The 21,778-nt window shown below is 44.6% G+C and carries 12 protein-coding genes; 6 read left to right on the top strand and 6 right to left on the bottom strand.

The genetic code is table 11. The annotated features are described in order from the left end of the window. Positions 1-360: 360 nt before the first annotated feature. The 4 genes from LN893_RS16280 to LN893_RS16295 all read right to left on the bottom strand — a co-directional run bounded on the left by LN893_RS16280 (position 361) and on the right by LN893_RS16295 (position 13,130). Positions 361-1,635, bottom strand: coding sequence for a glycosyltransferase (locus LN893_RS16280; protein ID WP_229971927.1), 1,275 nt, complete (start codon positions 1,633-1,635; stop codon positions 361-363). 54 nt (positions 1,636-1,689) lie between these two features. Next, positions 1,690-2,403, bottom strand: coding sequence for a 4'-phosphopantetheinyl transferase family protein (locus LN893_RS16285; RefSeq protein ID WP_229971929.1), 714 nt, complete (start codon positions 2,401-2,403; stop codon positions 1,690-1,692). Next, the gene (locus LN893_RS16290) at positions 2,396-8,653 is read right to left on the bottom strand and encodes a PfaD family polyunsaturated fatty acid/polyketide biosynthesis protein (RefSeq protein WP_229971931.1); all 6,258 of its coding nucleotides are present in this window, start codon (positions 8,651-8,653) and stop codon (positions 2,396-2,398) included. The genes LN893_RS16285 and LN893_RS16290 overlap by 8 nt, the downstream gene beginning before the upstream one ends. A 331-nt stretch (positions 8,654-8,984) precedes the next feature. Then, complete coding sequence (locus LN893_RS16295) at positions 8,985-13,130, bottom strand: type I polyketide synthase (protein WP_229971933.1); 4,146 nt, start codon at positions 13,128-13,130, stop codon at positions 8,985-8,987. A gap of 905 nt (positions 13,131-14,035) precedes the next feature. On the opposite strand from LN893_RS16295, the gene LN893_RS16300 reads away from it, so the two are divergent. The 4 genes from LN893_RS16300 (at position 14,036) to LN893_RS16315 (ending at position 18,352) form a co-directional block, all read left to right on the top strand. After that, positions 14,036-16,402, top strand: a complete 2,367-nt coding sequence (locus LN893_RS16300) for a TonB-dependent receptor (RefSeq protein WP_229971935.1) — start codon at positions 14,036-14,038, stop codon at positions 16,400-16,402. 11 nt (positions 16,403-16,413) lie between these two features. After that, the gene (locus LN893_RS16305) at positions 16,414-16,851 is read left to right on the top strand and encodes a hypothetical protein (protein WP_229971937.1); all 438 of its coding nucleotides are present in this window, start codon (positions 16,414-16,416) and stop codon (positions 16,849-16,851) included. A 203-nt stretch (positions 16,852-17,054) separates the two neighbouring features. Then, positions 17,055-17,855: an SDR family NAD(P)-dependent oxidoreductase gene (locus LN893_RS16310; protein WP_229971939.1), complete on the top strand. Its 801-nt coding sequence runs from the start codon at positions 17,055-17,057 to the stop codon at positions 17,853-17,855. A gap of 68 nt (positions 17,856-17,923) precedes the next feature. Continuing rightward, positions 17,924-18,352, top strand: coding sequence for a DUF2147 domain-containing protein (locus LN893_RS16315; RefSeq protein ID WP_229971941.1), 429 nt, complete (start codon positions 17,924-17,926; stop codon positions 18,350-18,352). Positions 18,353-18,496: 144 nt separating this feature from the next. Here LN893_RS16315 and LN893_RS16320 read toward each other — a convergent pair whose 3' ends face one another. Next, complete coding sequence (locus tag LN893_RS16320; RefSeq protein ID WP_229971943.1) at positions 18,497-18,820, bottom strand: nuclear transport factor 2 family protein; 324 nt, start codon at positions 18,818-18,820, stop codon at positions 18,497-18,499. A 19-nt stretch (positions 18,821-18,839) separates the two neighbouring features. Next, entirely contained in the window at positions 18,840-19,634 is a 795-nt protein-coding gene (locus tag LN893_RS16325) for an SDR family oxidoreductase (RefSeq protein ID WP_229971945.1), read from the bottom strand. 125 nt (positions 19,635-19,759) lie between these two features. Between LN893_RS16325 and LN893_RS16330 the strand changes: the two genes are divergently transcribed. Further along, entirely contained in the window at positions 19,760-20,116 is a 357-nt protein-coding gene (locus LN893_RS16330; RefSeq protein ID WP_229971947.1) for a winged helix-turn-helix transcriptional regulator, read from the top strand. A 162-nt stretch (positions 20,117-20,278) separates the two neighbouring features. Continuing rightward, entirely contained in the window at positions 20,279-21,193 is a 915-nt protein-coding gene (locus LN893_RS16335) for a hypothetical protein (RefSeq protein ID WP_229971949.1), read from the top strand. Positions 21,194-21,778 lie beyond the last annotated feature (585 nt).

Here is a 21,778-nt window from a genome sequence, read left to right on the forward strand (position 1 = left end):
ACTCTTTATCCCTTATCAAACTAGAGTTGTGCAACAGCCACGAGGGTTAAATGAGACGTATTGAGTGAGGGCCTATCATAAGAGAAATTATAAGACTGCGTAAAATACTTTTTATGTTGTTAATCTGATCATAGATCAAACTTCGCACATAAGCTTTTTAGTGTAATTGCAACAGCATTTCTGTTCAGTAGCTACGTTTTTCCTGAAAACATAGGTACTAGTGCTGCGCCAAATTAAAAATTAGAAAACTTTATCAGAAAAGAAACGGGCACAAGCTGCTTCTTCCTGAGGTGTGCAGTGAAGAAAGCGAGATTGCAAAATCCTTTACTGACGAACTCCAGTATGAATTGTTTCTTTTCACTATACCTGCTGTACAAAACTTTCTATATATTCACTAGCTGTTGCTGCTCCATCTTCAGCTCTTACTACCTCTGCTGCCCTTTGAGCCGCAGCCGCATAAGCAGAGTCATACAACAGTAGACAAAGTGTTTTCTTAAGTCGCTTTTTCGTAAAATGAGCACTGTAAAGGTAAGTGCCTACTCCGAGCCGTTCAATCCTTAGCGCATTATCGGGCTGATCAAAGGAATGAGGTACAATTAACATTGGCTTTCCAGCCCGCAGGGCCTCCATGGTAGTGCCAATACCCCCATGGTGTATTACCAAAGAACTTTTATGGAATATGGAGGCATAAGGAAGATAAGGGGCAAGCAATATGTGCTCATGATGCGCATATTTTGCTTTTGCTTCTTCATTTAGTGTGTGCTCTGCACCTACAAAAATGGCTCTTTTACCCATATCAGTTATAACATCTTGGCAACACTTGTACACCGCTTCCGCATTCAACACCACAGAAGAACCCAATGCCACGACAATGGGAGGTTCACCTTGCTGTATAAAATGCTCAACCTCTGGCGGCAGTTCTTGTTCCTCTTTAAAAAACGGGAACCCAGTTACGCAGGCATTAGCAGGCCAGTCAGATTGCTTTCGGGCCATCAGACTAGAAAACAAAGCCAATACCTTATGAGGGGAATGCTGCCCCTCCATTAACGGGTGCTTAGGCGTAGGTAAGCCAAGTTCTTTCCTGAATTGGTAAATAGGTTTACACCACTGATGTGTTACCAGCCTGACTGCCTGCATAAGCAAACGGTTCGGACCTGGTCCTAAGCCTGGTAGATGCACCATCCAAGGGAACATCGGAATAACGGGTGCATCGTACGGTGACCAGAAATTATTAGGTGACAGGTTACAGGAAATCCAGGGAATTCCTGTTTTTTCGGAGACAATAGGACCTGCAAAGCAGTAAGAATGATTGATAAGCAGATCGGCCTTTTGGACGGCCAGCGTCAGATCCTCATAATTTTGCCGGATATACGGGAAAATAAGCTTCCGTGCCAGAGTTTCCGACCCAGTTCGTAAATCCATCGCCGACTTCATGGTAACCCTGTCACTGAGATCAAGGTTGGGCCGCAAAGGAGCAAATGCCAAACCGAGTTCTTCCACTTTCTTCTGTAGCGACACTCCTCCAGCAATGGTTACTTGATGCCCATTGTTTGCCAAAACATTGCCGATTGCAAGATAAGGGTACAAATCTCCTAAAGAACCATATGTACTGATAACTATTCTTTTAGCCGTCATAATGAAATAAATGGTTTGCTTACATCTGATTGAGCTATAATTCGTGAAACCTCTTTAGCTCACCTGGGTTGCAAAAGCAAGGTTTTCTGTAACTTCTATTTCCAGAGGTTTTCCATTCAACATGCAAACAGGATGAGGATCGTTTACCACCCACCCCATATGAAGATTCTTGGAGAGGCTGAGGTAAGCTGCACACCAGGAGTCCATTAAAAAGGCAAAGGTATCATTTGGCTGTTCAAGGCACGGATTTATAGCATCGAGCAGCGGTGCCGGATCATTTTGGTTGTTGTCAGCTTTCCATAAAGCTTCTTTCAGCACCCAGTAGCGGTAAAGCGCATTCTGCTTTACCTTCTGCTGCTCCAGTTTAGAAAGCCCCTGAAAAACATGCTCTACCTCAATCTTCTCTTCTTCCTGCACATCCACCCCAATGGCATGTTTTGCAATAGCAATAAGCACGTGCCGCCCCGAATGTGATAAGTTGAAGGATAAATCTCCTTTGATAAATGGTTTCTGCTCTTTCGTATAAAGCAGTTGAACATCTTTGGCCGAACCACCTATATACCAGGACAGCACTTGTTTTAATAAAGCTCTCCCAACCACAAACTGATGGCGTTTAATTGGATTTAAAAGACGTTTGTAACGTTGGAATTCAGGAGGGTCTAAATATTGCAATGCGCTTTCTATCGAACTGCTAAAATAGCTGTCAGTCTTAAAGTACCACAGATGTACTTCGTGCTCCGACAAGTGGTATATAGGTTTATCAAGCATGATGATCTAAAATTTCGTTTTCAGAATAAGTTTGCAAGGCCACAGAAGCTGGCACGCCATATAACTTCAGCAGTTGGATGCGCTGCTGTAAAGCTGCCTCCTGCAGCAGCCTTTTTGCCACTTCGGCAACCTTTCGGTTTTCAATGGCTTCCATAGGGCTTCCTTTTACCCAGTCGTTGAAGGCACCCATAGCTGGGCCGCACCAAATCTGGTAATCCATTGTTCTTTCACTCACTCCTTTTACTGCCCACTTAGAAGACAGACCAAGGTACCAGCGAAACACCAGCGCCATTTTTTTCTTCGGATGCTCACGTGCTGCTTCCAGTTTGTTCGGATCAGTTTTCTGGAAAAATGTCTCTACGTCATTCCAAACTTCGGAAACAGGCCGTTGAAAAAACTGCTTTTCCAGTTTAGCCATTTCACTTACAGGTATGTCAGTTAATGAATCGTACTGGGTATACAGCTGATAGAGTTTCTTGGCTCGGTTTGAGTATAGCGTTCCCCGTTTCAGCACCTGAACCGAAACTCCCATCTCAAACATGTCTGCCGAAGGTGCCAGCACCACATCCACCGAAGAAGCCTTGGCCAACAGCTCTTTTACATTTAGGGAAGTCCCAGATTCCACACAGGATTGGTTAACAGATCCCGTCACCACATAGTCTGCGCCTAAGGCAAAGGCTGCCACTACGGCCGCAGGTGTGCTGATACCCCCTGCAGCCCCTATGCGAATGGGTTTGGCATACTGGTAAACTTTTTGTGTGCGCTCTTTCAACCGAAGTATTTCTGGCAACGAGCATACCAAAGGCTGCTGGTCTGTATGCCCACCCGAGTCTGCCTCAACGGTTATATCGTCGGCCATCGGAATTGTTTTTGCCCACTGCATTTGCTCTGCTGTAATTTTCCCCTGCACTACCAGCGTCTCCAGCATAACATCAGGGGCAGGAAGCATGAACGGGCGCGCTACCTCTGAGCGAGAAATTTTAGCGATAACTTTATTTTGGGCACGTACCTTACCATCTGCATCTTTTATCAACCCAACAGCACGGAAATAAACCAGCGGCAGAGACAGCTCCATAAAAGCCGAAGCCTCTAAAGTGCGCACCTTGTACCGCAAATACATGTCGATCAAGCGCATTTCCAGCCCTTCATCCGAAGGTGAGTGAATCAGGTTAAAAGCATAAGGGCCCTCAGGCAGCGCTTCCTGAATTCTAATTATAGCTTGTTCTACCCTATCTGGGCTTAAGCCTGCTGCTCCGAAAGAACCGAGGAAGCCCTGTTGGCCCAGTGTAATCACCATTTCTTCGGAAGCAATCCCGTTAGCCATGGCACCAGCCATATAAGCATATTTCACATGGTGCGCCTCTAAAAAATCGGCACTGCCTAACTTCTCGACAGGAAGTGCTGGCAAATGCCCTACTATTTTGTAAACGCTGTTGTGTGCGTTACTGAACGAGAGGTAATGATGGTTGTCGATGCCATGGTATAAATAACAGGATCGGTTCAGCTCTTGTAGTAAAGCTGGCCTTTCCTCTAATCGATAGATACCACCTTGTTGTTTTGGTACTGTACCGCCTGCAGTTGTTACAAAATTAAGCTGCTCCAGCACTTCTTTGTCTATGATAGGCTCTGCTACTACTTGCGTTTCTACAGGAACTGCAGGAGCAGTTTTAGGTATATCATAAAACGGAAGGTTCATAGGAAAGCCGTGGCTACACAACACACTGCTTAACTGCAGCAACGACTGGTAATCAGACACGCCTTTTTGGTTGACTGACATCGCAACATGTGGCTGGTCGTGCAAAGTCTCACCAACAAGCCTGGAACACCAGCTTTTTGGACCTACCTCAATAAATACGTTTACCCCATCCTGATACGCTTTCTGAACCTGCGACACAAAATCTACGGGCTGGCAGTACGTATCAGCGGCATTCTTTGCTAAAGTCACTTTATCTAAAGGCAATACTTCTTTTGTAACGCCAGAATAAAAACGCACCTTAGGCTCCTTCTCAATATCCAGCAGGTGCATCTGCTCAAGTTTATCGTGCATAAAGCCCACAGGCGGACAATGGGCTACATTGTATAAATCCACCATCATTCCCTCGTAGTTGTGGCGCTTCATCCAGGCTTCTCCCGCTGCCATATCACCAGATAGAATAACATTGCCAGGTGAATTGATAAAGGTCAGATACAGGTTTTCGGCTTCTGCAACTTGTGCTTTCACCTGTTCAGCAGGCGTGTTCAGCACCCAGTGTGTCCAGTTCATAAAAGAGGCATCAAGCTGAAATATCGGTGATTGCCTTACCCTGTCGCGCAGGTGTTGGAAACCCCAAACTTCCATGGCAAAAAACATGGTAATGCCGCCCATACTATAGCCCAGTGCAGCTTCAGGTTCCAGTCCGAATTCTTTTCGCAGCACCTGGGTTGCATACACGCTCAGCGAAATACTACTTTCTGCAGCAGCTACTGTATTGTTTAAAAACTGCGCTTCCCGCTTTTTACGCTCTGCAGGTTCGGGTTGTACTAAATACCTCGGATGCACCAGCGACTGGTGTACCAGTTCATGGAGCTGGTCAAGCTTAGAACTATAGTAGTCGAAATGCTGTGGGAACAACTGGATGTTATCTTTTATCATGCCCACATAAGCACTTGCCAAACCTGGATAAACGAAGCCTATCTTTGCAGATTTCCCCAATGGTTCAGGCGAGAAGTAGGAACCGATTGGTGTCTGCCATGCTTTACTGTTCTCAAAAGCAGCATCCAAACCTTTACGGGCAAAAGAGATTTCGCGTAAAAGCTGGCGCTTGTTGCCAGCTATCAAACTAACGGTATACTTGCCTTTTTTCTCCAGGTTCTGTTGGTATAGCTTCTCTGCCCATTGATGGGAGAACGAATCAGCATCTTTTTCCAGCTTCTCTAAACCTGTCTGCAACTCCAACTTATCGTTCCCTGAAACTAGCAATAACTTTCGGTCCTGTTGTCTGATGTAAGTCATAGATTTGCTTGTTGCAGGTGCTGCCTCCTGCATTTTTAGAAGAACACCAGAAGCCTCGTCTTTAAAAACGATGGCAGCTACTCGCTTCTCTTCGCTGTTTTCAGGAAACCAGGTAAAAGAATCCTGAGGAGCGTAAAAGTGCTGCGCATCCCAGTTCGATAGCTGTAGAATAATTTGTGGTTTAGGGAGGGAAGGCAAGAAACGGTAGTGCAGGCAAAGGCTTACCTTTATCAGCCTTGCCATATCTTGTAACCCCGCATGAGGAACGACCAAAGTTCCCAGTGCGCAACGAGGAACATCCTGATTTGCATCGGGAGTAAGCGCCAAGTTAGTTGGTGTTATAGTTGGATCAATGTCAAGGTAGTTTAATTCCACCAGCAGCGCATCGAGGTTAGAGGAAGTAAACGCCTGGCTGTTACTTAAGATTGCATAAGGTGCTTTTTTAGCTTCGGAAGCAACCATTAGCCTAATCATAGCCTCTCCGCCTGCATGCTGGGCACAGACAACTATGCTACTGTCGTGGTTTTGGTGCAACCAGTTTTGTGCTGACGCCATAGCTTCTGGAAAGCTAGAAACAATCAGGATTTCTTCAGGCCCCATTTCATCCACTAAGATTTCCCGAAGATCGCCAATATACACCATTGCCAAAGGTTTGTCCCCTCCCGCCTCTTTCCGCATCTTCTGGTACATATTGGCAGAGGTTGCCGTGGCTTCAGGCACTTCCAAAGAAAGGACATCTGTAAATATTCCGTCGTATATGGCACGATGAAACTGGTCAAGATCCTCTATACCAGGCAAACGTACATCCATGCCAACTACAGCCAAAGAATCGGTAGGTTTAGGGAACATTGCGAGCAGCTCTTTGCTAACTGTAAGCTTTATGCCTTCGGCTGCTACCAACACTTTTCCAGAAGAACTAATTGCGGTGGCGCTGCCAACAAGTTTATGCCCCTGCTGTTCCGTAATCTGCAGATGCACCCAAAACGTTTCACCGAATGGCAGCGGTTCATATATGATCATACTTCCCATACTGGAAGGCAGGCAGGAGGCATCTAGGTGGTGGAATGCCCATACCAGAAAGCCCTGGCACATGGCATCGGTCGCAAAGGTTTTGGACCGCTGCAAAGGAAACTGTCCCTGCATTTTTGCATCAGGTTCAGGTAGGCTACAGGTATACCACAGTTCCTTTTCATCCATCTGCCACAGAGCCTCAATGCCCTGGTAAGCAGGCCCATGAAACAGGCTACCTTCCTGGTAAAGCATTTCGCGTGTTTTTAGAGGCGACTTATTGAAGCTAGGAAGCTCCTGTACAGGCTGCGCAGGCGGTGCTGCTAACAGCAGTACATCGCTGCCATAATGGTAGCGGCGGCGGCCTTGTTCGTCGTTGCTCCATACTTTGCCAGTTAAGCGAATAGCCTCATCATCCTGTTGCAGCACCTGTAAATCGAGGTAGTATTCGCTGGCTTGTTTCCCGTTAAATATGATACCGTTAAAGAGCTTGCTGTTCTCGCATTGTACAAGCTTGTAACTTGGGAACAGCTGCTCCGATGCATTGGAGATCCAGGCTACACCTGTCACAAAGGGCATTACAGGAAACCCACCAATAACATGGTGCTCCAGGAAAGGATTCTCTTCCCGTTTTACTTCTTTTTTTAGTTGCATAATTTTACCATTAAGCGGGAAATACTTTTGAGGGGCAGGCATTTTATTGTTTACAATTGTTACCCCGCCTCCTTTTTTAAGAGACAGCAGGTTCATGAAGTGCGCTACACCCTCCTGGGTCTGGATTAACTTAACTCCTCTTTTTTGAAACTCCTGCTGTACGTATGGGGTGATCATGCCTGAATTCCATGGTCCCCAGTTAATGGCTGACACCTTTGTCTCGGGGTGTTGGTTTTGGTAAGAAATTGCCCATTTATTGAGGGTGTCGTTAGCCAGGGCATAATCCGTTTGCCCCTCATTACCATAGAACCCAACTATAGACGAAAACACTACAATGTTTTTCACGTGTGTAGCATCCACAGCATTTATCACATTCAGTAAGCCATGTACCTTGGTACCATAAACTTTAGCAAAATCTGCTTCCGTTTTTTTCTCTACAAGCTTGTCTGCCAAAGCACCTGCACCATGAATAACAGCGGTTATCTTTCCCCAGCGTGCCTGTTGTACCGCTAGTTCCTTTTGCGTTGCTTCTGCATCCCCTATATCCGCTTCCAGGTATACAGCCTTGCCTCCTGCATCATGTATAGCCTGAATTGTCTTTTTTATACTTCTGGATGAAGTTATTTTATGATATACCTCCTGAATCTGAATCGGACGGGGCGTTTGGCCAGACTGTTGTAGCAACTGAAATATCGCCTGCTTCAGCTCTTTTTCATCGTTTATGCCCTGTGCCCATGCTGGCTCATCTTCATGATACGAGGTTCTGCCCATCAGCAGGAAAGTACACGGATAAGCATTAGCAAGCGCAATAACACACGCTGCTGTAATACCACGTGCACCTCCTGTTACAACTACAACATCAGAAGGCATAAAACTATAATCTGTTGCCGTCGTTAGGCTAACACCAGTATTTTCTGTAGCGGGTGTTAACCTTTTTACGGATGCATCATAACCTACTTCTGCCAATGCTAAATCGGTATCCTGTAGTTCTGTCAGAAGGCAAGCCACTACTTGCTCCGGGGATAAAGACGGATGCAGGTCCACCGTTCGGCAAAACACATCGTGCCACTCGCGGTTCAGGGACTTTATGAGGCCAGATAGTCCTGCTGCCTGCCAATCGAATTCTGTGACCGAGCCATACCCAAACGCACTATCAACACGCACGGCTGCTAAAAAGCAGCAATGCCCTTTGGTCTGTTTATGAAGGCTTGCTTGCAGATGCTTGGCTAGCCAGAAAACAGCTTTATTGATTTCGTTATTCTCCAGACCCATAGGATGCAGGTGGATGAACAGCTGAACATTACCTTGCTGCCGTACCTGCTGTACCATATTTTCAATAGCATTGTCACTTAGTTGATCCAGCTGAAAAACCAGAACATTCCCTAGGCTTTCTATTTCTACACCTGGAAAATTCAAAATCACTACGCGCAATCCCCGCTGGGCCAGCGTGTGGGCTAGCTGCAAAGTAACAGGAGTACCGTCGTTGGTAAGCACTGCCAAACCTCCTTCTGCCCAAGACTGTTCCCACTGGAAAGGGTGAGGCAAAGGTTTTATTTTAACATGGTGCTGAGAAACACGAGCGTAATTATCTGACATAGCTATAAGAAATTAGGAACTGTGAGTATTCTGAAAATGAAATCAAGTAGTTGAAACATAGATAAAGGACAGGTTACTGGTAAAACTGCAGGCCTAGAAGTATAGGTTAGCACCTGGCTTGCTTTATAATTAAATTCAAAAGCTAGTTATCGTTTGTTTAGCTTGGGTAAGTACCCATCAGCAGCAGTCCTGCTGATGGGTACAATTCATAGCTTTCCCATTCAGAAAATGCAGCCTTTAGTTGCGGAATAGCCGCTCCTACCTTCTCTTTACCATTTGCATTACAGCTTTTTATTGCTGCGTAATTATTTTAAATAGCGATACGGTGTGCTTAGAGTGCAGTGGTCAGGACTTTCTTTTCAGCACCGTTTACATCCATAATCAGGTCAATCACGTCGTTAATAGTTTTTAACCCGATTAGTTGTTCTGGGCCCATTTCTGCTAAAGCCTGGTACTGTTCGCGCACAGCCCCCATTATTTCCACCTGTTTAATAGAGTCTATACCTAAGTCCGCTATCAGCTCCATATCCAGGCTCAGCATCTCAGCGGGGTAGCCCGTCTTTTCTGCTATAAGGCCTAGCAGGGCTTCGGTCACTACCTCAGGATCAAGTTCCGTGGCTGGTACAGAAGGAGCTTTTGCAGGGGTGCTTGGTGTTTGGGAAGCAGTTTCTGTTACAGGAACCTTTTCCTCCTGCCCATTTACAGCTTTGCCATGAAGAGTAAGCGGCTCGGGAAGTACCTCTTCAGGAACATTAGATGCTACTGCCATATTAGAAGGTTCGGCAGAGGAAACAGCCTGTGAAGGAGCAGTAAAATGCTGATTAACTTTAGCAACAATATCGCTTATCGTTTTAATCTGGAAAAGAGCCTCGGTCTGATATTGTTCTAAGAATGGGTACTGCTCACGCAGGGTTCCGAATATTTCCACTTGCTTGATAGAATCTATACCTAAATCAGAAACCAATTCCATGTCCAGGCTCAGCATTTCAGCGGGGTAACCCGTTTTTTCTGCTATCAAAGCAAGAATAGCCGTTTCTGAAATAGCTGCATCAGCTGTCTGTTGCTCAGTATGTTTGTTCACAGCCACCACTGGTTCACTTGTACCTGGCTTGGCTTCTGGGGCAACCTCTACAGCCACTTGATGCCCGTTGGCTACAGCATTTCCATTCATTGTATTATGGCCGTTCGTTTGATGACCATTGCCGTTCGGAATAAGTGTTTTTAAAGCATCAGGCAACTTAGGTAGTGCAACTGTGTTCTGGTTAACTGGCTCATTCACATCCTGACCATTCTTATGTTCTTCAGCAAAGAGCTGGTTTAATTGCTGTTGATAGGTCTTGAGTAATATCCGGTGTTTTTCCAGTGCAGCCTGCTGTTGCTGATGGAATTCTAGCATCTCTTCCATTATATTTAATTGTTTTTGAATGATTAGTTTTTTTGAACGCACTTTATCTTCTGCTTCTACTGAGGGAGTAGATAAGGCAACAGCTTTTTGGTCTGTTAAAGATGCTTTACCGTTCGAAGTCGTGACTGGCTGCGTGAGTGAATCATTAATTTGCACAACCTCTTTATCCAGCATAACCTCTTTTTTCGGCTCGCTTACCTTATGCGAAGATTCCTTCAAAGCCTGCTCCCACTGTTCCTTCGTTTTATCGCTTACATAATTGCTCGCGTTTATCTGAACTTTCATCTTAGGCTTATAAGTCTCCTGCAGGTCAAGCTTCAGTTTATAGGGGTCTTTTGCATCTAAAGAAACACCTGCCACTAACAGTTGTGCCAGGGCCTGTTGGTAGAGCATCGCACTATCCTGCTTCGGGTGGTTGTTCAAGGAAATGGTGATATAGTCCCCACTCTTTAGTGTACTTTTAACAAGCTTCGACAAGATATTCTTTGGCCCTACTTCTACAAAAACCCTGGCTCCAGCTTCATACATCTTTTCTATCTGCTTCTGAAACTGCACTGTAGAAAGCATGTGCTCCTTAAACTTCTGCTGAATGGTAGCTCCTGCAGAAGGATATGCCTGTCCATCCATATTGCTGTACACTTCACATTGCGGATTATGGAAGTCCGTAATGCTGATGGCATCAGCTAAAGGACGCTGAGCATTTTTAAGACGCTGGGTATGGAAAGCCGCGGACACTGGAAGTACTTTTGCAAATATTTTATACTTAGCGAACACGTCAGCGGCTCCTCCCACCTCATCTGTTGCTCCGCCTAAAACCACCTGGTCAGGCGCGTTTATATTAGACAGATCAAGGGCCAACTGTTCATCCTGAATAACTTTCTTCACAGTTTCTACATCGGCCTGCACCGCCAGCATGCCCCCAGCATCTTCGCCTTTGGCTGCCTGGGCCATTACTTGTCCCCGCAGGCAGGCGAGCTTTAAATAATCATCCTCTTTTATAACACCCGAAGCCCACAAGGCTGTCAGTTCACCAAAACTGTGGCCTCCCACCATATTTGGTTCAAAGCCAGCCTGTATAAGCATATTATACATACTCATGCTCATTACACCGATGGCTGGCTGGGCATATTGGGTCTGTGTGAGGTTTTGTTCTTGTTTCTGCTTCGTTTCTTCATCAAAAACAGGTATAGGATATACTTTGTCAGACACTGTTTGCCCGTACATGGTATGCATAATTTTGTCAGCTTGCTGGAAGTGCTGCCGAAACTCCGGATACAGGCAAGAGAGGTTACTGCCCATGTTTACATATTGAGATCCTTGCCCCGAAAATAAGACAGCCACCTTACCATCAGACTTCATTCCGTATGGGCTATAGCTTATTCCTTTCGGATGATCCCATGGTTTTTCAGGATTAGCTTGCTGTAGGGTTTGAAGACTTATGGTCAGGCGCTCCAACAGTTCTGCTTTATTTTGGTATGCAAAACCCAGGCGAGGAGATCCTTGAGGCACAGTTGTAGGTACAGGCAAAGGTTCGAAAGCTTTGGTTTGCTGTGTTGTATTCAACAGCTCCTGGCACTTCGTCTTCAGGCTTTCATAATCGCTTGCATAGAGAACACAGGAATGAAAAGGAGACCAGCTACGGTAGGCGCTTTTATGTTCAGGCTGATACTCTTCCAACGTAAGGTGAAAATTTGTACCTCCAAAACCAAACGCACTGACACTGGCTCTTCTGGGTGTAGTGCTCATGGTAGGTATCCAAGGCCTTAGCTGCGTGTTTATATAAAAAGGAGAAGACTCTATGTTGAACCCTGGGTTAGGCTTTTTAACATTAATGGTAGGCGGCAACACCTTATGATGCAAGGCTAGTGTTGTTTTGATTAAACTTGCAGCACCCGCGGCCGTTTTGGTGTGACCAATTTGTGATTTTACGCTGCCCAAGGCAATCTTTTGCTTTTCAGCGTTAGCGTCCTCAAAAACTGTGGAGATAGAATGAAACTCAACACGATCACCTGTAGGAGTGCCAGTACCATGTGCCTCCAGCAGACCAACAGTAGAAGGTGAATAGCCTGCCTCCTGGTATGCCCGCTGCATGGCTAGTTGTTGCCCTTCGCTAACAGGCCCATAGATACTGGAGTTTTTACCGTCGCTGGAGCTACCAATACCTTTTATAACCGCATAAATAGTATCTCCATCACGTTCGGCATCGGCCAGCCTCTTCATCACCAGCATCCCGATGCCCTCTCCTATCACTATACCGTCAGCTTCTGCATCAAAAGGAGTACTCTGGTTTCTCTTCGAGAAGGCAGGTGTTTTGCTGAAACTCAGGTATGCCATAGGAGTATTGTCGGTGTCCACGCCCCCCGTAATCATCATATCAGAACGGTATTCTAACAATTCCTGAATAGACATTTTTATAGCGCTTAAAGAGGCGGCACAGGCGGCATCTACCACACAGTTTGTTCCGCCCAAATCAAAGCGGTTCGCAATACGGCCAGCAATAACATTACCCAAAAAACCTGGAAATGCGTTTTCTTGCCAGGAGACATAAGCAGTTTTCATTTTTTCAACTGCCTCTTCAATAGCCTCCTCAGATAAGCCGTACTGCGATAACACCTTACGCCAGATTGGATATTGTAAGCGGCTGCTCAATGCTCCAGAAAGCTTTTGTGCGCCACCAACACCCAATATTATTCCAGTATTTTGCCTTATTTGTTTTGTAAACCTATCCCCTACATACTTTGCATCCTGCAGCGCCTGCTTCGCCATAATCAAAGAAAGAATTTGGGATGAGTCCGTTACCTCCAAAATATTTGGTGGCAAACCGTATTCAAGAGGATCAAAATCTATGTCTGGGAGAAACCCACCAACTTTACTATAGGTCTTATCAACCGATTTCGGGTTAGGATCATAATAATCTTCTATGTTCCAGCGAGAAGATGGCACTTCGGTAATGCAATTAGCCTGCTGTACAATATTTTCCCAAAATGATTCTATATTTTCAGAGCCAGCAAACAGACCAGACATACCTATAATGGCAACAGGGTTTTGTTGTAAGGATAGATGATTTTTCATAACAATCACAAGTAAAATTTAACCTATATTTTATATAATTTTTACAATGGCAATAAATATCCTGTCCTTATAAAATTTATAAGATTTTAAAATTGCACTTATTAATGATATATTATCATCAACCACCTCTTATGACGAAGCAGGTGAATCCAATTTACCCATGCATTTTCCTTAAATTTTTTCTTTAGCTATCTCATATGTAAAAGCAATTAGAGTAGACAGAATAGTAAATGAATGCAATAGTTTAGCTAGAATGATTGCTTACAGATATTCCTTCAAAGATGGATACTGTAGTTAAAGACTTAGGCAATAAGGGTTTTTTCTTGGATGCAGTACCTTGATTATCAAGAATAAGGATGAAACTGTGGATTTGATTAGGAAGCTTACCTGTGGTCAGGTTATCGGGGAGTGGACGTTCTTAATCTGATTCTTGTAGATACTTACTTAGTTATCTTGATAAACCAGTACGCCTTGTGGTGCAAAATATTAGAAGCTTAAAAAACCTCCAATAAGCGTTAAACAGGATATTTATTAAAAAATTAAATAATTAGAGTATATTTTTTATTTTAATAATTTATCTGTTGGGTTTTTACGAATGTATGAACAAAAAGGATATAAAGTCAAAAAAAATATTTTAAAAATTATTTTTTTTGACTTTTCTTAATCTTTGTCAAACTCTCATATTTTGAATAATTAATAACCAAGACCTATTTAATTTATCATTTTATTAATTTAACCTTGCAAATAATATATAAAATTGCCATATTTTCATTTATTAAAAATTTGTTATTATACATTATTTAATTAGTGCAATAAATTTTTGACATATTTATTTTTTTGTTTGCGTAGAAAAGTATCAACTTGATTCCCAATCACTTCCAGTCGCTTCACTAAACGCTTTTTATATGAGACTTTTCGCCTTTTTTTCAATACTATTCTTGGGTACATCCGTTTCCTGGGCACAAAATGTAACCGAAGCAAATCAAACTGTACGGGGACGTGTGGTAGATGCGCAATCAAACTCACCGTTAATAGGAGCACAAGTAGTGGTGCTTGATACAAATCCCATAATAGGAGCTGTTACAGATGCACAAGGGTATTATGAATTGCTTAAAGTGCCTCTGGGACGGCAGACCCTAAGAGTATCTTATATGGGCTATAAAGAGCAGGTAGTTCCAAACGTTGTCATTACCTCGGGCAAGGAGGTGGTGCTTAATTTATCGCTTGCTGAGCTGGTTTATACTGGGGCAGTGGTTACGATTACGGGTAAACCTGAAAAAACGCTTACTAATAATGAGTATACTTCAGTAAGTGCCCGTTCTTTTAATCTGGAAGAAACTGGGCGCTATGCCGCCAGCCGCAATGACCCAGCCCGTATGGCCGCTAACTTTGCAGGGGTGGCTGCCAACAACGACGACCGAAACGACATCATCATACGCGGAAACTCCCCTAGCGGCTTGTTATGGCGCTTAGAGGGCATCAACATTCCAAACCCTAGCCACTACGGGTCACTGAGTGCAAGTGGAGGCCCCATTAGTTTATTGAACTACAACTTGCTAGATAAATCAGATTTTATGACAGCCGCTTTCCCGGCAGAGTACGGAAATGCTTTAGCTGGTGTGTTTGACTTACAACTTAGAAGCGGGAACAGTGAAAGGCATGAATTTTTGGGACAAGTCGGCATCAATGGCCTTGAAATTGGAGCAGAGGGCCCTCTATCTAAAAAAACGAAAGCCTCATACCTTGCCAGTTACCGCTACTCTACCCTAGGAGTTTATAAAGAGATTGGCTTGAACTTCGGAACGGGAGCCGCTACACCCGAATACCAGGACTTTACTTTCAAGATAGATCTTCCTACCTCTAAAATGGGTAGGTTCACCTTCTTTGGCATTGGCGGAAAGAGCAACGTAGACCTTATCAGCAGCAACGAAGTATCGGATGTTATTTACGGAAATAACTTCACCAACGACTACGCTGATTACAAAACAGGTGTGGCAGGTATATCGCACGAGTTTTACTTCGACCCTACTTTTTCTTACAAGCTTTCGCTGTCAGCATCACGGCAGGAAGAGCACCTTTACCGCGACTCTTTAAGTATAATTGACCAAACTCCCATACCTGCCGGCAAAGCAGATTACATAAACAACAAGTATTCGGGCCATTTAGTCTTTAACAAAAAGTTTAGCGCCCGCAACAATATATCGGCGGGAGCCATCCTAGATTTATATGACTTCAACCTTCTTAACCGCAGGTTAGTACCTGGGCAAGAGCGTGATATTCGGAATGTAGACGGACAAAGCCTGCTTACCCAGATATATGCCCAGTGGCAGCATCGCTTCAGTAATAAGCTAAGACTAAATACTGGTGTAAATTACCAACAGTTTGAAGTGAGTGACAGCAGAGCCATACAACCCAGGGCTGGCCTGCAGTACGACCTAAGCGACCGCCAGACTCTGGGCATCGGCTACGGCCATCACAGCCAGATTCAGCCACTAGATATTTATTTTGTTCAGACGGTATTGCCAGACGGAAGGGTGGCACAAACAAACCGCAGCCTCGATTTTACTAATAGTAAACATTATGTAGTATCGTACGAGTACAGAATTGCTGCCAACCTACGCATGAAACTCGAAACCTATTACCAAAAAATAGACGGTGCGGCTGTAGAGATGAGTCCTAGTTCATTTTCTCTCCTAAACGCTGGAGTAGATTTTGAACCTATCAATAAAGACTCTTTGGTAAATAATGGCGAAGGCAAGAACTATGGCTTAGAACTTACACTCGAAAGGTTTTATAGTGACGGATACTATTTCTTGTTCACTTCCTCCCTATACAGATCGCAGTACAAAGGCAGCAATGGCAGGTGGCATAGCACAGCCTTTGACGGTGGCTACATCGCGAACCTTTTGGGAGGAAAGGAATTCAAGGTTGGTAAGAAAAATAACACCTTTAACATAGATGTTAAATTCACGGCATCAGGCGGCAACAAGTACACACCAATAGATTATACTCGCTCAGAACAGGCTGGCAATGAGGTACTCCGAGACGATTTGGCTTTTTCGGAAAGCCTGCAACGGTATTTGCGAGCAGACCTGAAGCTATCTTACCGTATCAACGCCCGAAAGAGCACCCACGAATTTGCCCTTGACCTTCAGAATATAACCGACAGGCGAAACGAGTTTGCCCGCATCTACAACCCCCGGTCCAACACAGTTCAGACACAGTACCAGATTGGCTTTTTCCCAATACCACAGTATAGAATCACATTTTAACTTTTATAACTATGAAGCAATATATTGCGCCCGTGGCCAACTATACTGTATCAGCAGTATTGTTTATTCTTGCCTTCATCTATTTACTGCGGTCTAGTTTTATGCCTTATCATAGCCAGGCAGTATCTTTAAAATGGCATGAAATAGATACCGCAACACAAAGCCTGATGCTTGCGCTGATGCGCGTCTGTGCGGGTGGATGGCTAGCTGTATCACTGACAACAGCAGTCTTGCAATGGCATTTTTCCCAAAGCAGGCAACCCTGGATTCCTGTACTTATACTTTTGATAGGGCTAATCTCTGTTTTAACAACCTTATACGCCACTACTATCGTATATTTCAACACGCCTGGCCGTCCACCCATCCCTGGTCTGTTCATCCTAACCTTCCTGTTATTTGTTGGTTACCGAATGAATATGGCTAACATCAATAAATACCAACTGGCCTGAGCTTGAGTTTTCTTCAAGCGCATATGAGCATTAGAGACTGAGACTTTATTAATCGGCATCTGAAACTGCACAACACATTTGGTAAAGGACAAAGAATTTTTATAACCTTTTAAAGTTTACACTAATCAATTTACAGGCTTCTATAGGCTGTGCCCCAATAATTTTGAACCCAACAGTAAACCTTCTTATCTTCTATTTCAATTATGGCTTATACATTGATAACTGGTGCAAGTCGAGGAATTGGCGAAGCCCTGGCCACGCGTTGTGCACTAGAAGGGCATCATCTTATCTTGGTAGCCCGCTCCCAGGAAAGGCTAGATGCGGTGGCTCGTAAACTACGTCAAACGCATGAAGTTACAGTACAGGTTGTGGCGCTTGATTTATTACAACCGCAGGCAGCTAAGCATCTATTGCAAGTATGTAAAGAAAACCATTGGAAAGTTCGAGTACTTATCAATAACGCAGGGTTTGGCCTTTGGGGGGCACATTCAGATGCAACGTTAGAAAGCCAAATGGATGTGATGCGCTTAAATGCCGAAGTACTGGTCCAAATGTGCCATCTCTTTATCCCTTTGCTGCAAAAAGAACAGGGTGCGCATATTCTGAACATGGGCAGCATTTCCAGTTATCAGCCTGTTCCCTATTTCAGCATGTACTCTGCCTCCAAATCCTTTGTGTTATCCTATTCCCGAAGCTTAAGAGTTGAACTCCAGCCCTTGTCAATTGGTGTTTCCTGCCTCTGCCCTGGTTTTACCCAATCCTCTTTTTTTGAAAAAGCTGGTACGGCGCCGCTAATAAGTTCTTCTAAATTCCAGATGAAAGCTGAAGCTGTGGCAGATAAAGCTGTGCGGGATATGTTGAAGAATCAAGCTGTTATAGTTCCTGGTCTAGTTTTTAAGCTTTGCACCTATTTAAGCAGGTACCTTCCTGTAAGCCTAACGACCTATGTGTTAAGCAGATTTTTCAGACCTACTGTTCCTGCCGTGAAAGTAGAGTTAGTCTGAACACTCTTCTTTCGGCATCAGATTTAACTTACCCTTTCATCAAACTTACACATAAAACCTAACAAGCTATGGTAAAAATAATGCAAGCTGTAACATTAGCATTATGGCTGCTTCCTTTTTCTTTAACAGATCATAATGCGATAATAGGCGTTTGGCGCACACCCAATAAAGATGGAGCGGTAGAAATTTATAAGGTGAATAATCAGTATAACGGCAAACTTATTTCGTATACCGAACCAGGAGCTACAGATGCTAATAACCCAAGCCCATCTCTTCGTTCTAGAAAGGTTATAGGTATAGACATCTTTCAGAATTTTGTCTACGATAAAAAAAATGGGCGGTGGGTAGGTGGCACAATCTACGATCCTGAGAGTGGTAAATCATATTCGTGCTCCATCTGGTTAAACAAAGATAACCCAAAGCAACTACAGGCAAGAGGCTACTTGTTAGGCATGGAGCTTTTTGGACGCACCGAAACATTTACCCGAGTTAGATAAACTGGTCAACACTTTTCGGGACGGGTCACCTTCTTCCTAAGCCTTGTTGGCACCACAATTCATCAGATTTTAATGTACAAAGGACTGACGTGGTTTATCCTATGTCAGTCCTTTTGCCGTGCCCTTGCCGGCACCTCCCCTTGTTTAGCCTGTTATTTCCAGCGACTGGATAAGTCCGTCCTTCAGTTCAAAATGATAGTTCAGCACGGCAGGACTTCCAGGAAATGAGCCCGAGATCTCTGCCGTAAGAACACTTTTAGGGCCATTCTCCGAAAAGCTGATCGGTTTCATGACGGTTTTATAGTTTTCATTTGCTTCCGCTATCCATTGCCTTATTTCATTTCTTCCTTTATACGTTTTTTCTTCATCCACCACGACGGCTGTCTCGGAAAAACATTTGGCGTAAGCAGCACTGTCGTAGTTATCCTGTGCCGCTACTAAATCTGCTATAACTTTCGGTAACTTCATCTTTCTCAGTTTTTATGGTTTAAATGGTCGGTATCGTTCCGCCGTCAATGACGTATTCCGTTCCTGTCAGATAATCGGCTCTTGGGGAAATCAGAAAGCCCACCAGCTCGGCCACTTCCTCTGGTTTTGCAGGTCTGCCATAAGGTATCCCGCCCAATGCATCCATTACGCTCTGCGTGGCTTGCTCTATCGTGCTGTTTGAGCTTTCGGCGATCCGTTCCATCATTCTGCTAGAAGAGGAAGTCATGATCCAACCAGGCGAGACGGTGAGCACCCGAACTCCCTTCGGTGAGACCTCGTTCGATAAAGCCTTGCTGTAGTTTATCAAACCTGCTTTGGCCGCCGCATAAGGCAGCGTGGAGTCATACAAAGGCAGCCTGGCCTGAATGGAGGCGATGTGAATAATCACGCCGCTCCTGCGTTCTACCATCTGCGGCAGGAATCCCCTGTCTAAACGAACGGGTGCCAGTAGGTTGGTTTGAATGGTGTTTTGCCAGTCTTCATCTGTCAGCACGGCGAAACCGCCGCCCGGGGTTTCGGAACCGCCGAGGTTGTTTACCAGAATGTCCAGCCTTTTGTATGCTGAAAAAACCTCCTCCACTACTTTCTGTGTCCCTTCAGGTTTGCTTAAATCAGCCGATATGAAATGCAGTCTCCCGTCTGACTTTTCGGGTGCGTTCCTGGCCGTAATAATTACCGTCGCCCCGGCGTTGGATAAGCGTTCGGCAATGGCTTTCCCGGCTCCTTTGGTACCGCCTGTCACCAGGGTGATTTTGCCTGATAACTCATTATTGAAATCAAATTGCTTTTCCATAGTCTCTTATTTTTGGTACAAATATGGAGCGTATGCGTGGGTGCGTCAAGTACGGAAAAACGATTCGCATAGGGATAAATTTATCCCTTATTGTATGCTTTGGAACATTAAAATAGCTTTGTATAATGTACAAGAGGAAAATACCGCCGACTTTAAACTGTGGCCTTGACCTGGTCGGGGAGGTGCTTTACGGCAAATGGAAAATCCGTTTGCTGTGGTTCATCAAAGAAGGGAACAAGCGCCCCAGCCAACTGCAGCGAAAGATCCCGGACGCCTCCCGCAGGGTTTTGAACATGCAGCTGAAAGAGCTGGAAGAACACGAACTGATCTCAAAAGTCATCTATCCGGTTGTTCCGCCAAAAGTGGAGTACAGCTTAACCGAGTTCGGGGAGTCCTTGATTCCCGTCATATCGGCTTTGGGGCACTGGGGCGATAAGCACGAAGAGCGACTGCGTTCAGTTATTCTGAAGCGGTCAGAATAACTGTCAGGTCAGTAGCTGCCGTTCTGAATCATAAGCGTAACCTACTCGATAGCCACCTCCTGCACAGTAACATGCGCACCGGTGAGATCATTTCATCTAAATGCCAGCCTGTTGCCCGTAACATCAATGATACCGTAACTTTATGAAACTCTCTATAAAGCCATGTTTAGGATATATCTTATTACCGCTTTTTATTTAGCTCTATCGTTTAACATCAGCGCTCAGGCTCCGACGCAGCATGTTAACCTCAACCTGGCTGAGCGGGTCTCAGTTGCTCCAGAAAGCGTTTTCAGGATGTTTAGGGAAGCGGGCATGAGTCCATCGGATCATGAGTTGACAGCAGTTGAAAAGGCCAAGGTAGAAAAGACCTTTGCCGCTTTACCGCCCCTGCATCAGAAAATACTTAAGGGGCATCTGCATAGCATCAGCTTCATGGACAACATGCCCAACACGGCGCTCACATCACCTGTAAAAACCCCTGATTCCACTAAGATGTACAACATCACTTTTAGAGCTGGAATACTCCAGGAGACAATCTCGGAATGGGCCACCCAGAAAGAACTTACCTGCTTTGACCAGTCGGAAAACCCAGGTTACGAGATCAAAATTGAGGCGGGTGGCTTGGATGCTTTTTTATACGTCCTGCTGCACGAGGCTACGCATGTGGTGGACGCAGTATTGGAGATCACTCCGCACCCTAACGACATAGAGGCACTTGTTAAGCCAACCCCATTCACTCAAGATGTTTGGCAAAAAATGAACGTGCCGACCAGTAACTCTACCGATTCACTATTGGAGAAAACCCGCTTCCGCAGTGGCAAAACGGTGGCTTTAGCCTTAGCGCCTAATATTTACCAGAGTCTGGGCAAAACACCGTTTGCCTCTTTGTATGGCATGGCAAGCTGGTTTGAGGACATCGCAGAGCTTGCGAGCATATATCATCTCACGGAAAAAATGGATCAGCCTTTCTATGTTGTAGTCAGAAAGGACAACGAGGAGATTTTCAGGTTTGAGCCGATGAGGAATAAGCTGGTAAAAAAGCGGCTTCGACACTTGAAAGTGTTCTATCGGGTGTGACCTTCCTGCGGCTATGGGAGCGTAGCTCCTTCTGTTCAACTTGCTGAAACCTCTTGTATCAGCTACCAGTCACAGACTGTTTTGTTCGCCTCCACAGCCAATGTCCGAAAACCGAGAGCGGTTATGTCTCGGACATGCACCTTCAAGAGTGGTCTAACCTAACTCTACGGCCAGTTCTAAGAACCTTTACCCGCTTATAGCTGATAACAGCTGTTATGTTCAACAGGCGAATGTGTATCAAACCTCCTCTCCTACCTGAAGATACGTTTCCACAGCCACTAAATCATTGTGGATAAAGTTCGATAATTCACTCCTTCGGTCTACACAGTAAACATTAAAAAGGGGCTTAAACATCAGTTTAAGCCCCTTTTTCTTTTCCAGAGTAACAAAAAAGTAACAAAAAGTTTCCCAAGATGTTACTATCACNCTTAAACATCAGTTTAAGCCCCTTTTTCTTTTCCAGAGTAACAAAAAAGTAACAAAAAGTTTCCCAAGATGTTACTATCACACAATTACCCCTTTTCTCTATTCAAGATCTTTAGGATTTTAAATAGTAGTATGACACTTATACTATAAGATAAATTT

The organism is Pontibacter harenae (genome assembly GCF_020907245.1).
Taxonomy (GTDB): Bacteria; Bacteroidota; Bacteroidia; order Cytophagales; family Hymenobacteraceae; genus Pontibacter; species Pontibacter harenae.